Source organism: Flagellimonas abyssi, from assembly GCF_019457905.1.
In the GTDB taxonomy this organism is placed as follows: domain Bacteria; phylum Bacteroidota; class Bacteroidia; order Flavobacteriales; family Flavobacteriaceae; genus Flagellimonas; species Flagellimonas abyssi.
In genome coordinates, this window is sequence record NZ_JAHZSV010000013.1 from 69840 (window position 1) to 83584 (window position 13745).

The following is a 13745-nucleotide window of genomic DNA, read 5'->3' on the forward strand; positions in this document are numbered from 1 at the left end:
AATGAAGAAGGACCTCTTTATCTTAGGAGGTCCTTTATTTTTTGAGGTTTTAGTTTTTCAATGGTTCTCAAAAAAGCTATAGCTGTAATAAAGGCGTCGCCTAAAGCTGTATGTCTATCTTTTCTGGAGATACTGAATTTTTTGGCAAGGTCGTCCAAGGAGTATCTTTCCTTTTTTTGGACCACAGAAGAAATCAAAAGGGTTCTAATGTATAGGGATTCAGTGTCCAATGTCTTGTTTTTGAGTTTGGGCAATCCGTTCCTTTTGAGCGCGGCATTGATCATATTGACATCGAACATCACATGGTGTCCCACCAGTATATAACTTTTGACATATACCAAAAATTGCTTCAGGGCTTCAAGTTCGGAAATAGTGTTCTTCTTACTTTTCTTAAGGATTCCATGGATTTCAGCACTTTCGGAATCATAGTGTTCCTGTTGGATATAAACTTCAAAAGTGTCCTTGACCACAATATTGTTGTCCTTAAGCTTTAGGGCACCTATACAGAGCATTCGGTCCTTTGTGAAACTAAAACCGGTGGTCTCCGTATCCAACACTACAAAAATATTTTCATGGATATCCTCTGGAAGCTTTTCTTTGAAATGCTCCTCATAGGCCCGCCAGAAATCGGGCAGTTCCAGCGGTTTCTTTTTGGAGAACGGCCACATTAGCGTAAAAGGTTTTTTACTTGGAACCTCACCTCTATCAAGGATTGAATTTCCTTGACAGTCTTGAAGGTTCTCTTCAGTTTGATTTTTTCTTCTTTGTTCAATTTATCCAAAGCAATATATCGGCCCGAATCGTTATGCAACAGCCCCTGTCTCGTTCTAAATTTCAACAATGCTTTACTGGCATAGGAGCAAGCGAGATAAAGCTCTTTATTATTGGGCTCCAATTCTGCGAGTTTTTCATAACGTTCGGCTGTATTGTTGATAGATTTGATGGAGTGGGATAAAATCAATACCCGTGCAGCATCTATAATGGGCATTAGGGCACGAAGTTTTAAATCGAAAAAATCCTTGTGCTCACCATCTTGCTCTACAAGAAAATCCCTAAAAAAACCAGAAGGAGAAGGGTTTTGCAGTGCACCGCTTGCCAAATGGGTAAAAAATAGGGGATATCCCTGTACACTGTCAAAAATACTTTGTGAGAGTTCATCGGCCAATGCCTTGTCACCAAAAGTAACATTGTAATCAAAAAATATGGATGATAAAAGTATTTCATCTGGCCCAGGGTTATGTATCCAATGTCTTGTTACATCCTTCCATTCACTAAGGCTATGGCACCACGAAAGGTTGGAAGCCATCATATCCGCTGGACAATATTCAAAACCAATGGTATTTAGCATTTTGGAAATCCGTTCGCCCAATTTTAAGAAATAGGACCGGGTAACTTCTAAATTCTCCTTTGGTACATCTTCAAAAATAATGGCGTTGTCTTGGTCAGTGTTCAATAATTGTTCGCCACGACCTTGGCTGCCCATGCTCAACCAAGTAAATTTTACAGGGGGTTCTTTTTCCATTTTCGACAATGCGATTTTTACCACCTGCTTCGTGGAGGCATCATTGAGTTCGGAAATAATTTTGGAAACTAGTCCCAACGGAATGTTCTGTTCCAAATAACCTTGAAGCAGATTCATGATTCCATGTCGAATGCTGCGTAGTCTTTTTGCTTTGGAAGCCCTTTTTATGGCGCGTAAAAGTACTGCGGGGTTGTTCCCGACAGCTACCATTATATCATGTTTGGATAAGATTCCTGCCACTTTTGAGTCCGTAGTCCCATCCTCTGTGAGCACTAAATGACTGATATCGCTCTTCATCATGGCCATTTGCGATTGCGCCAAAGTAAGTCCTTTGGGGTAGGTGATAATGGGAGATGACATTATAGATTGGGCGGATGCAGTAATGGGATATAATCCTGTTGCCACTTTTTTCCGGATATCCTTGTCCGTTATGATACCCACGGGAAGGTCTTCCCGAACCACCAACATACAACCTACATTGTGCTTGGTCATTTTGTTGGCAATGGTCTTTACTTGTGTGCCCTCCTTGCAAGTGATGAGCTTGGTTGAATATTTAATGGGCTGCAAATCCAGCATTTTGTCGCTGGAATATTGATTGGAATCGATGTTGTCCCCATAGAGCTTGCCACGATGTTTAATGGAATAGGGGTTTCCCGTATTGGAAGCAAAGCTTTCTATCAAAAAATTCCCGATACGTTTGTTTTCGAGAGCCAGTGGCTTGAAATCTTTGATGGGAATGGCGTAGAGGATGGTTTCTTCATAGGCCTTCGCTTCCAATTTATAACTTTCATTGGCCAGCAAGGGGCGCAATCCGAACACATCACCTTCATCACAAATATCCAATATCTGGCTTGAACCTGATTTGGAAAGTGCCACGGCACCTTTGTTCACCACATAAAAATTGTCGTGCGGACTTTCACCTTGGGAGAAAACCACCGTGTTGGTCTCTTTGTGGATTATGGTGACCTCAATGGACAACTGCTCCAGCTGTTTGGATTCCATGGCATTGAAGGGGGGGTAGCTTTTTAGAAAATCGGCAATACGCTCGGATATGGTGTTTTTCATACTACTAATTTAAGCCTTGGTTTCATTTTCAAGAAATTATTGCTCCATAACCTTTTGATGGATAATTGTCTCATGTATACTGTATTCCTCAAAGTAATCACCAACTTTTTACCTTGCCCATAAACACCTATCTTTGCCCATCGGAAAAACAAGAATCCAATTTTCTAATAATCTATTAATCATATACAATGCAAGACGGAATCTACGCAAAGTTCAATACTTCCAAAGGTGAAATATTGGTGAAGCTTACGCATGATAAAACACCTGGAACGGTTGGCAACTTTGTTGCACTGGCAGAAGGGAATATGGAGAACAGTGCTAAGCCACAAGGAAAACCGTATTATGATGGACTAAAGTTCCACAGGGTAATTGCCGATTTTATGGTTCAGGGCGGATGTCCTTCCGGAACTGGAACCGGAGACCCAGGATACAAGTTTGATGATGAATTCCATCCAGATTTGGTGCATGATGGACCTGGAGTACTATCCATGGCCAACGCAGGGCCCGGTACCAATGGGAGCCAATTTTTTATCACTCATGTAGCCACCCCATGGTTGGACAATAAGCATACTGTGTTCGGTCGTGTTGAAGAAGGTCAGGATGTTGTGGATGCCATTTCTCAAGGAGATTCGATTGAAACCTTGGAAATTGTAAGGGTAGGTGAAGAGGCCCAAAAATGGAACGCTATTGAGGCTTTCCGTACATTTGAAGGTGCAAGGGAAAAGCGTATCGCAGAGCAAAAGGCTGCCGCTGAGGCTGAAATGGAAAAGTTGGCCGCCGGTTTTGATAAGACCGATAGTGGGCTTCGTTATAAGATTATTCAAAAAGGTAGCGGTGCCAAAGCAGAAAAAGGTAAAACCGTATCCGTGCATTATGAAGGTGCTTTGACGAATGGTCAAGTATTCGATTCATCCTATAAAAGAAAGCAACCCATAGATTTTTCATTGGGCATTGGACAAGTAATTCCCGGTTGGGATGAAGGTATCAGTTTGCTAAAAGTTGGTGACAAGGCCCGTTTTGTGATACCATCGCACTTAGCCTATGGAAGTACCGGAGCAGGCGGAGTTATTCCACCCAACGCAACATTGATTTTTGATGTAGAATTGATGAACGTGAAATAAGAAATTTCACATCAAAACATAGAAAGCCTTCAGTAATGGAGGCTTTTTTTATTTGGCCCGGTTTACGCTCAAAAACAATAAACAGGCGTTAAGTGCGAGTAGTGCAACAAGAATGCTTAAAAAAGTTGTCATGGTTGTAACGTGTTTATTAGGTAACAGTTCAACGGTAAAAAACCCTACCTATTGCCCTAATCGACTTTTTTGTTACTTTTTTGAACCATTGACACTCCATACCAATAGCAGGGCATTGACAATCAATAAAAACGAAAGTACTCCGAAAAAGGTATTCATTTATTGTTAGGTTTATATGGTTATGGGGAACAGTGTTTGTTTATTCCTTAGATAGGAAACTTTGGAATGGTTGCGTAGAATTTGAAAAAAAGCAAAAAAAAGCCTGGGCAAAAGCCCAGGCTTGTCTAGAAAAAAAGTTTATTATAACCTAATCCGCAACTTGTACGTTAACGGCGTTCAATCCTTTTTTACCTTGTTGTAGTTCGAATTCTACAACGTCACCTTCTCTGATTTCATCGATTAAACCTGAAATGTGTACGAAGTGATCTGTGTTTGAACCATCTTCAGTGATAAATCCGTAACCTTTAGAATCATTGAAGAATTTTACTGTTCCTTTACTCATAATATAAATTGAAAAAATTAAATTGGCTCCAAAGGTACGTTTAATTTATTGGCAATCAGTTTTTTTCTTCAAATAAAAAAAATTAAGCTGTTGGATCAGGCGTCAAACGTAGGTATGGTTTTACTTCTTCCACCCCTTTTGTAAAAATATTTTTCGCTTCTTCTGTAGGTATGGCAGGGCTAACTACCACTTTTTCACCGTTTTTCCAGTTGGCTGGAGTAGCTACTTTATGGTTTGCTGTTAACTGCAATGAATCCACAACTCTGAGCAATTCGTAAAAATTACGTCCGGTAGAGGCGGGATAGGTGAGCGTAAGTTTGATTTTTTTATCTGGATCGATAATGAATACTGAACGAACGGTCAACGTATTGTCCGCGTTAGGGTGGATCATATCATAAAGATCGGACACCTTTCGCTCTACGTCTGCAACTATCGGAAAATTCACCTCAGTGTTTTGGGTTTCATTGATGTCCTTTATCCATTCCAAGTGTGAAGCGGCACCATCGACACTCAAAGCCATCATTTTTACATTTCTTTTGTCAAACTCATCCTTGAATTTGGCCGCGGTACCCAGTTCAGTTGTGCAAACGGGCGTGAAATCAGCAGGGTGGGAGAACAAAATTCCCCAGCTATCCCCAAGATATTCATAAAAATTCAATGTTCCTTCTGAAGTTACCGCAGTAAAATCCGGAGCGGTATCTCCCAATCTTAAAGTTGCCATATATTTTAATTTTTAGGTTTATAAATTAGTACTCTACAAAATTACTAGATTATTTGGTTGTCTAGTTGTAAATCAGTTAAAAGTGTATTAAAATACGGCTTTTTGATGAAGTGTGTTATTGCCAAAAAGTTATTATTTTTAGTTTATGGAAAATGAAACCTTGGAACAACTGCGCTATCCGATAGGAAAATTTGAGATTCCTGATGCTATTACAAGTGATAATCTCGAAAAATGGATCACTGATTTGGAAACACTCCCTCAAAGATTGAGCGATTTGGTTGCCCCGCTTTCGGAGCAACAACTCGAAACTCCTTATCGTCCCGGAGGTTGGACGGTACGGCAGTTGGTCCATCATATTTCTGATAGTCACCATAACAGCTATATACGTTTTAAGTGGGCTTTGACAGAGGATACTCCGACCATAAAGGCCTACAATGAAAAGGCTTGGGCGGAGCTGTTCGATACAAGAACCGCTCCAATACTCATGTCGTTGTACCATTTGAGTGCCATACATGCCAAGTTGGTGTATTTGTTGAAGGGGCTTTCAGAAGAGGATTTGCAACGGAGTTTTATCCATCCAGATGGAAACCAAAAAACCAATTTAAAGGAGAACATTGGGCGTTATGCATGGCACGGTAATCACCATTACTCGCATATCTTAAATTTGGTTGAACGCAAAGGGTGGTAGGCTAAAGTTCTTTGGTCAAAATATACATGGGCTTCTCTTCTGGTTTTACATGGGGAAGTGTTACTTCGCTCTCCCTTTTGATGATAAAGCCATTTTTTTGATAAAACTGTACCGGTTTGCCTTTTTGCATGGCATCCAGCCAAATGACTTTTTTGTTCAGTGCCCTGGCCGTTTCTTCAATAAACTGAATCAATTGTTTGCCAATGCCTTTGCCTGAATGCTCTTTCAAAAGATAGATTTTTTCGGCTTTTAATGCCTCGGTATCCGATATTTCATCAATGCCACAGTCTTTTAGCAATTTAAGGACGCCAACCGTTTCTTCTCCCAAGTTGACCAGAAAATTCAAAACATTGGGGTCTTGTAGTTCACGTTCTACAACATCAGACGTAAAACCATTTGAAATGTATGGTGTTGGGTCTTCATTTTCCCATAAATGGAGGTAATTCTCGCGATAGGATTTAATGCCAATGGTCAAGTAGGTTGTATGGTTGTCGTGGTTGACAGGAACTAATGTTACGGTATTGTCCAAAACATCACAGTTCATTTATAGTTAGGTGTTTTTCCATTTGATATTACATCCCAAACTCGGTTTTTGGTCTTGCTCAACCTCTTTTCCTTCCAGAATAGCGTCCATTGCTTTTTTAAGATCGGATCCTGTTAGGGGAACATCGTTTCCAGGTCTGGAGCCATCAAGTTGCCCCCTATAAACCAAGGTTAGTTGAGGATCAAAAAGATAAATATCCGGTGTACAAGCTGCATCGTAGGCTTTGGCGACCTCTTGGGTTTCATCATACAGATACGGAAACGTATACCCCTCTTCTTTTGCTTTTTGTTTCATAAGATCTGGGGAGTCCTGGGGGTAGTTTTCCACATCGTTACTCGATATAGCGACAAACGCAATACCTTTTTCTTGATACTTCTTGGCCAATTCAACAATCATTGGGTTTACGTGAAGTACAAAAGGGCAGTGGTTGCATATGAACATTACTACCGTACCCTTTTCACCTTTTGCACTGTTCAACGATATGGATGTGCCGGAAATGGTATCGAAAAGTTTAAAATCAGGTGCCTTGGTGCCCAAGGGAAGCATGTTGCTGGGTGTCCTAGCCATGGTTCTTAGTTTTTTGTTGTGGTAACGCTATGGTAAAAATAAAAAAACGACCTGCAAAATACAGGTCGTTTTAAATTATTGAAGGAATTGTTTTTTAGATATCGTCAAAACTCACATCGGTAAAATTGCTACCGGTGGCAGTTCCATTTTCACTGAAAGTTTCTTCTTCATCCTCCTTTTTAAAATCTTTTTGGTGGCGTTCGGAGATGACCTCGCTTCCTTTTTCATCAATGATGTAGTCCATCATCTCTTCCATAATCTCACGGAAAGCGCTAAAATCCTCTTTGTACAAATAAATTTTATGCTTTTTGTAATGGAAAGAACCATCATCGTGAGTAAACTTTTTACTCTCTGTTATGGTAAGGTAATAGTCTCCGGCCTTGGTGCTTCTGACGTCGAAAAAGTAGGTTCTTCTTCCTGCTCTTAAGACTTTCGAATAAATCTCTTCCTGATCCATTGTATCTTTCTGGCCCATATGGTATAGTGTATTTAGTACTATGTTGAATTACGTTACCAAAAATGTAAAAAAAAAGCTAATTCAGCAACTTTTTTATGATTCTTTGCCCGAAAGCTGATTAATGTAAAGGTCTTTATAATACCCATCAGTATTGTTCAGTTCTTCATGTGTGCCTTCTTGTATGATGCTTCCATTGTCCAATACGATAATCTTATCCGCGTTTTTGGCAGATGATACCCTATGGCTCACAATCAATGTGGTCTTGCTTTTTGAAACTTTTTTCAAATTATTGAGAATCTCTTCCTCCGTTTCGGTATCCACTGCAGAAAGGGAATCATCGAACAAATAGATTTTTGGGTCTTTGAGCAATGCCCGGGCAATGGAAACACGCTGTTTTTGTCCTCCACTCAACGTAATGCCGCGTTCGCCCAAAATAGTATTGTATTTTTTGGCAAACCCTTCAATGTTTTTATGGACGACCGCTTTTTTTGCGACCGCTACAATTTCATCATGGGTGGCGTTCTCATTACCAAAACGGATATTGTTCTCAATAGTGTCCGAGAATAGAAAAGCATCTTGCGGTACGGCACCGATAGAACTTCGTAAACTGTCCAAATTTAGATTTTGAACGGGTATTCCATCAATCAATACTTCGCCTGAAGAGGTGTCGTACAAACGTGCCACCAAATCCAATATGGTAGATTTTCCGGAACCTGTTTTTCCTAAAATGGCTACGGTCTGGCCTGCTTTTACCGAGAACGAAACATTTTTGAGGGCAGTGATGTTGGTGTCCTCGTAAGTGAAAGTCACATTCTTGAATTCGATATCGCCTTTGATCGGGGTAGGCTCCTTTACCATATTTTGGATGGAGGGTTCCTCTTTCAAAAATTCGTTGATTCTTTTTTGTGAAGCTTCTGCGCGTTGTACAATGGATGTTAGCCATCCTACAATGGCAACGGGCCATGTAAGCATATTGACATATAATATAAATTCTGCAATAATTCCAATGGTTTCAATTTCCCCATTGATGTATTGGCGTCCTCCAATATATATAACGAACAGGTTGCTCACCCCGATCAATAATATCATCAAAGGAAAGAACCATGCATTTACTTTGGCCAAGGCCATACTGGTATCTTTTCCCTCTTGGGCCAAATCGCGTAGTTCATTATTGATACGAGGCTCAATACTGTATGCTTTGATTACAGAAATTCCTGAAAAGGATTCTTGGGTAAACGTGGAAAGGGTGGATAGAAATTCCTGCACTTTGGTGCTCCTTTTGTGGATTATCTTGCTGATTTGATATATCAAAACCGATAAGATGGGTAACGGGAGCAGGGTATAGGCTGCAAGAGTGGGAGCTTTTATGAACATTAGGGGAATCAAGCAGACAAAAAGGGTCAAGGTCTGTATACCGTACATAATGGCAGGCCCACCGTACAATCGCACCTGGTTGATGTCCTCGCTGATTCGGTTCATTAAATCCCCGATTCGGTTTTTCTTGTAAAAATTAAGACTGAGGAGCTGGTAATGGTCGAACACCTCGTTTTTGAGGTCATATTCAATATATCGAGATACATTTATAATGGTCTGGCGCATCAGAAAAGTGAACAATCCTGATAAAAAAGCTGCGCCGACAATAATCAAAATGTACTGGAGCAGTAATCCTTTGGCATCGGACAACGTAATCACATCCGACATAAAATCCTCCACGGCCTGGATGGATTTGTTCACGTAAGAAGGCATTACAAGGGAAAAAATCCGTGCAATTATGGTAATCAATATACCCAATAGCAGTTTAAGCCAATATTTCTTAAAATATTTATTTAAGTGCTTCAGTTCTTTCATAAGAGGGAGAAAGGTGGTTTTTTAGCTTCGATGTAAGCAGACAATCCCGCAAATATATACCATACCTCACAAAGTAAATGTTATAAAACTGATAAGAAAGTAACTTTGGTAGGTAAGAATCAAATATAAGATTACTTTTGCGGTGTGAAAGCCAAATAATGACTTTAAAAGTTCTTTAAACATGTTAACCAGAAGGCACATTAGGGTAAAAGTGATGCAATGTATCTATGCATTGGTGCAATCCAAGGACGATTCGCTTCAAAAGCAGGAAAAGTTCCTAAGAGTGAGTATAGAAAATATGTATGTTCTATATCTTTTGATTTTAAGCCTTTTGGCAGAACTGCACCGTTTGGCCGAGAAACATGTAAGCCACGCTTCCAAAAAATACGTGGCCACCGAAGAGGATAAATATCCCAATCCAGAAAAATTTGTAAAAAACCGATTGCTTTTGCAACTGGTCAACAACGAGGCATTGAAGAATGAACTCTCCAAGCGCAAACTGGACAATTGGTACCTGAACGATGAATATGTAAAGATCATCTACAGGGAAATCATGGCCAGTGATATTTATAAGCAATATATGCTGAACGGAGCCGATGATCATACTGATGACCGTGATGTGGTGCTACAATTGTTCAAAGAGATTATAGCTCCCAACGAAAAAATCTACGATTACTTTGAGGACGATAAGCTTACTTGGGTAGATGATTTCCCCATTGTAAATACTTTTTTGGTCAAACGTCTTAAAAAGGCCAAGCCAGATTCTGGAGACCGTTTCTTTTTACCTGCATTGCTCAAGGATCAACAGGATTTGGATTTTGCCAATGACCTTTTGACCAAGACACTTCTTAACGATGGTAAATGGGAGAAAGAAATTGAAGGAAAAACTCCGAATTGGGACAACGACCGTATTGCTGAGATTGACTCCATTATCCTTAAAATGGCAATATGCGAGTTACTTAACTTTCCCTCCATTCCAGAAAAAGTGACCCTGAACGAGTATTTGGAGATTGCCAAAGAGTATTCTACACCCAAGAGTAGTATATTTATAAATGGGGTGTTGGATAAGTTGGCAAAAGAGTACAAATCGGATGGAAGGCTGCAAAAAATAGGTAGGGGTCTACAATAAACAATAATTCCTTAATTTTGGGAAAACAAATTTTAATCATGAAAAGAATAACAACAATTTTGAGTTTGATCGCAGTGGTTACCCTAACCAGTGTATCATGCAAGGACAAAGCATCGCAAAAGATAGTTGCTGACAATGTTGAAAGCGCTGTAAGCAGAGATGAGGCCGATAAAAAAGTTCCTGTAATGACCTTTGAGAAAACCGAGCACGATTTCGGTACCATCCAAAGAGGAACACCTCAAGAAACCGTATTTACATTTACCAATACAGGTGATGCCCCATTGATCATTACCGATGCTAAAAGTAGCTGTGGCTGTACAGTGCCAAACCCTCCAAAGGAGCCTATTGCACCGGGTGAAAAAGGTGAGTTGTTGGTGAAATTCAACGGTTCTGGTCAAAATCAGGTGACCAAAACCATTACGGTAACAGCAAACACCGCCAAAGGTTCTGAAATCGTAAGAATCAAAGCATTTGTACAAGCACCAGAAGCTACACCAGCTGGTCCTGTAAAATAATTTAAAAGACCTAAATGGAAAACTTACAACAGTTTTTACCGCTGATATTGATTTTTGCCGTGGCATACTTTTTTATGATTCGCCCGCAGATCAAACGTCAGAAGGATGAGAAAAAATTCGCTTCCGAATTAAAAAAAGGAGACAAAATTATTACCAAGAGTGGTTTGCACGGTAAGATTGTGGAATTGAACGACAAGGATTTTTCCTGTGTCATTGAGACCATGGCTGGCCGTTTAAAGTTTGATCGCTCTGCCATTTCCATGGAAATGAGCAAAAAATTAAATACTCCCGACGAAAAGAAGTAAGCGAAAACAGTATATTACATCAAGAACGTCCCTTAGGAATTACATTTCGAGGGACGTTTTTTTTGTATCTTATCCCAAATTTTGAAAAAATATGGGAACCAGAAGACAGTTTGTAAAGCAAAGCAGTTTGGGAGCTGCGGCCATGGGAGCATCAATGGTATTGCCAACGGAGTTGCTGGCATCGATTAGAAAAACCATCAGTCCAAATGATAAAATTCAGGTTGGCCTTATTGGTTGTAAAGGAATGGGCTTTTCCGATTTGAGTTCTATGTTGCAGAACAGCGAGGTCGAAGTTGTAGCCCTTTGCGATGTGGATGAAAATGTACTTCGCGAAAAAACTGCCGAACTGGAAAAGGGAGGAATCAAAAAGCCTAAATGGTATTCCGATTACCGAAAACTGTTGGAAGATAAAGATATTCATATCGCGATTATTGGAACGCCGGACCACTGGCATTGCCTACAACTTACCGATGCCATTGATGCCGGTAAGGATGTATATTGTGAAAAGCCCATAGCCAATTCAGTGGCAGAGAGCGATGCCATGCTTGCCAAGGTAAATGCAAGCGACAGAATGGTGCAGATAGGACAATGGCAACGCAGCGAACCCCATTTTGTGGATGCCATCAGCTATGTGCATTCCGGTAAGTTGGGTCAGATAAGACTGGTAAAAACATGGGCGTACCAAGGTTGGATGTCATCCGTTCCCGTGGTGCCCAATGGCCCTGTACCTGCTGGCGTAGATTATGATATGTGGTTGGGACCTGCGGAGAACAGACCCTTCAACCCAAACAGGTTTCACTTTAATTTTAGATGGTTTTGGGACTATGCAGGAGGATTAATGACGGATTGGGGTGTTCATTTGATTGATTACGCTCTTTTCGGAATGAAAGCATCTACGCCCAAATCTGTGATGGCCATGGGAGGTAAGTTTGCCTACCCCAACGATGCGGCCGAAACCCCTGATACTTTACAAACCATTTATGATTTTGGTGATTTTTCCCTGCTTTGGGAGCATGCCACCGGGATTGATGGTGGCAATTACGGGCGTAACCACGGTATTGCTTTTATCGGGAACAATGGAACTTTGGTGCTCGACCGTGGTGGCTGGGAGGTGATCCCGGAGCATGATCGTCCACATTGGAGTCAAGATTTGGGACCAAAAATAGAAGCTGTACCCTTACAGCAGGGTGTTGGCCAAGGTTTGGGATTGCACACACAAAACTTTTTAGAAGCGGTAAAGTCGAGGGATAAATCAATCTTGAAGGCACCGATTAAAATCGGTTATGATGCAGCTGTGGTGAGCCACATGGGTAACATTGCTTACAAAACAGGGGAACGTTTGTTCTGGGATGCGGAGAACAACAAGTTCAACCATTCGGAAGCCGATGCTCTAATATCCAAGCAATACCATAATGGATGGAAGTTCCCGAAGATGGGGTAAAAGACAGGTTTTTGGTTGAAATTAACAGTGACTGACGGAGCTCGACTTACCGTTCAGCGTCTGTGGCAACTGTTATTTTTCCATTTTGCCACCCTTTGGGTAGATGTAGGTTCATTCCAGTTTTATTTTCAACATCGATTAAATCATTCCTAAGGGAAATACTTCGTAATCCGATAACATTTCTATTGTTGTTTGTCGTTTCCAAAGCTGTATCATCCGTAATGGCTCCAAGAAATCCATAGGATGTTAATGCATGATTATTTAAAGCTGCAGTTCGCCAATCTTCTATTTGGGCTAATTCGTACGGTGATATTTCACCCTGTTTCAGTGCATTTAATAATTTTGGCCTTAAATAAGCGTAGATGGTATCTTTCGAATTATAATTTACGGATATTGAATTATGGTGACTTAAAATCACGGATCCCCATAGGTTGTTCCCTGTAAGCCGTTCACCTGGATAACCATACTCTTTTAAAATTTGCTCCAGTTGTTCTAACTGCTGCTCGCTATGAGGGGCAAATTTTTTTTCTGAATACCTCCTTTTGGCTTTTTGTCCAATTCTGAACAATGCCCCAAGTGCTTTTTTCTGGTCCTTTTTGAACATTTCATGGACTTGTTCCTTGAGCAGAGGATTTAGTCCCGATAAGTATATTTGGTGGAGGGAATCATATTCGGATAAAAGCTTTGACCATTCCGAAGATTTTTTTAATGACTGTAAATTGTCATTTTTTTTGATGCTTTTCAGTGTCCAACCAGCTTTGATTCCCATTCTCGTGAATTGTAATCCTGATTGATAATCATTTTGATATGCACTGAGCTCAGTAGCAACTTTGATGTCTCTTAAAAACGAGAAATCAAACTGTTTAAATAGAGAATCAAATGTATCAATCGCAGAAGAGTATTTTCCTTCAGCAATCAGCTGTTCACACTCAATTACTTTGGAATGGTAGTTCAGGTAGTTTTCTTGGGCTTTACTTTTGACAGAAAACAAAAGACAGCCAATAAAAATAAGGGTCAGTGAAAATTTAGCCATAAAACAAAAGAATGCATTTTGACTATAAATGGCTGTCAATGAATCGTTAAATGTGGTTTCAAGGTTAAATCTGTAGTTAAGATTAACCAATATATTCTTTTTGAGCTGCTGTTGATGATTATCGGAGAATGTGTTTGTCGGCAACTAAGAACTTG

15 protein-coding genes are annotated in these 13745 nt (G+C 40.3%); 6 read left to right on the forward strand and 9 right to left on the reverse strand.

The annotated features are described in order from the left end of the window. Positions 1 to 17 precede the first annotated feature (17 nt). A complete protein-coding gene (locus tag K1F36_RS10710) occupies positions 18 to 668 on the reverse strand; it encodes a 3'-5' exonuclease (protein WP_220113813.1) in 651 nt (216 codons plus the stop codon). Further along, complete coding sequence (locus tag K1F36_RS10715) at positions 668 to 2587, reverse strand: DUF294 nucleotidyltransferase-like domain-containing protein (protein ID WP_220113814.1); 1920 nt, start codon at positions 2585 to 2587, stop codon at positions 668 to 670. Before K1F36_RS10715 ends, K1F36_RS10710 begins: the two co-directional genes overlap by 1 nt. A gap of 188 nt (positions 2588 to 2775) precedes the next feature. On the opposite strand from K1F36_RS10715, the gene K1F36_RS10720 reads away from it, so the two are divergent. Beyond that, positions 2776 to 3708, forward strand: a complete 933-nt coding sequence (locus tag K1F36_RS10720) for a peptidylprolyl isomerase (protein ID WP_207032479.1) — start codon at positions 2776 to 2778, stop codon at positions 3706 to 3708. A 439-nt stretch (positions 3709 to 4147) separates the two neighbouring features. On the opposite strand, the gene K1F36_RS10725 is transcribed toward K1F36_RS10720, so the two are convergent. Further along, entirely contained in the window at positions 4148 to 4342 is a 195-nt protein-coding gene (locus tag K1F36_RS10725) for a cold-shock protein (protein WP_014034358.1), read from the reverse strand. Positions 4343 to 4424: 82 nt separating this feature from the next. After that, positions 4425 to 5063 carry a peroxiredoxin gene (locus K1F36_RS10730; protein WP_207032478.1) on the reverse strand — a complete coding sequence of 213 codons (639 nt, stop codon included), beginning with the start codon at positions 5061 to 5063 and terminating at the stop codon, positions 4425 to 4427. 145 nt (positions 5064 to 5208) lie between these two features. Between K1F36_RS10730 and K1F36_RS10735 the strand changes: the two genes are divergently transcribed. Further along, positions 5209 to 5751 (forward strand): YfiT family bacillithiol transferase, encoded by a 543-nt coding sequence (locus K1F36_RS10735; protein ID WP_220113815.1) that lies wholly within the window; start codon positions 5209 to 5211, stop codon positions 5749 to 5751. 1 nt (position 5752) lies between these two features. On the opposite strand, the gene K1F36_RS10740 is transcribed toward K1F36_RS10735, so the two are convergent. The 4 genes from K1F36_RS10740 to K1F36_RS10755 form a co-directional block, all read right to left on the reverse strand. Then, complete coding sequence (locus K1F36_RS10740; RefSeq protein WP_220113816.1) at positions 5753 to 6295, reverse strand: GNAT family N-acetyltransferase; 543 nt, start codon at positions 6293 to 6295, stop codon at positions 5753 to 5755. 6 nt (positions 6296 to 6301) lie between these two features. Further along, entirely contained in the window at positions 6302 to 6862 is a 561-nt protein-coding gene (locus K1F36_RS10745) for a thioredoxin family protein (protein ID WP_220113817.1), read from the reverse strand. 94 nt (positions 6863 to 6956) lie between these two features. Then, on the reverse strand, positions 6957 to 7337 hold the full coding sequence (locus K1F36_RS10750) for a PUR family DNA/RNA-binding protein (protein WP_108246537.1): 381 nt from the start codon (positions 7335 to 7337) through the stop codon (positions 6957 to 6959). 75 nt (positions 7338 to 7412) lie between these two features. Next, positions 7413 to 9167, reverse strand: coding sequence for an ABC transporter ATP-binding protein (locus K1F36_RS10755; RefSeq protein ID WP_220113818.1), 1755 nt, complete (start codon positions 9165 to 9167; stop codon positions 7413 to 7415). Positions 9168 to 9348: 181 nt separating this feature from the next. Between K1F36_RS10755 and nusB the strand changes: the two genes are divergently transcribed. The 4 genes from nusB to K1F36_RS10775 all read left to right on the forward strand — a co-directional run bounded on the left by nusB (position 9349) and on the right by K1F36_RS10775 (position 12557). Then, the gene (nusB, locus tag K1F36_RS10760) at positions 9349 to 10296 is read left to right on the forward strand and encodes a transcription antitermination factor NusB (protein WP_220113819.1); all 948 of its coding nucleotides are present in this window, start codon (positions 9349 to 9351) and stop codon (positions 10294 to 10296) included. 38 nt (positions 10297 to 10334) lie between these two features. Further along, a complete protein-coding gene (locus K1F36_RS10765) occupies positions 10335 to 10811 on the forward strand; it encodes a DUF1573 domain-containing protein (protein ID WP_220113820.1) in 477 nt (158 codons plus the stop codon). Positions 10812 to 10825: 14 nt separating this feature from the next. Then, entirely contained in the window at positions 10826 to 11116 is a 291-nt protein-coding gene (gene yajC / locus K1F36_RS10770) for a preprotein translocase subunit YajC (RefSeq protein WP_207032464.1), read from the forward strand. 91 nt (positions 11117 to 11207) lie between these two features. Next, positions 11208 to 12557: a Gfo/Idh/MocA family protein gene (locus tag K1F36_RS10775; protein WP_220113821.1), complete on the forward strand. Its 1350-nt coding sequence runs from the start codon at positions 11208 to 11210 to the stop codon at positions 12555 to 12557. Between the two features lie 46 nt (positions 12558 to 12603). Here K1F36_RS10775 and K1F36_RS10780 read toward each other — a convergent pair whose 3' ends face one another. Beyond that, a complete protein-coding gene (locus K1F36_RS10780) occupies positions 12604 to 13734 on the reverse strand; it encodes a hypothetical protein (protein ID WP_220113822.1) in 1131 nt (376 codons plus the stop codon). Positions 13735 to 13745: the final 11 nt, after the last annotated feature.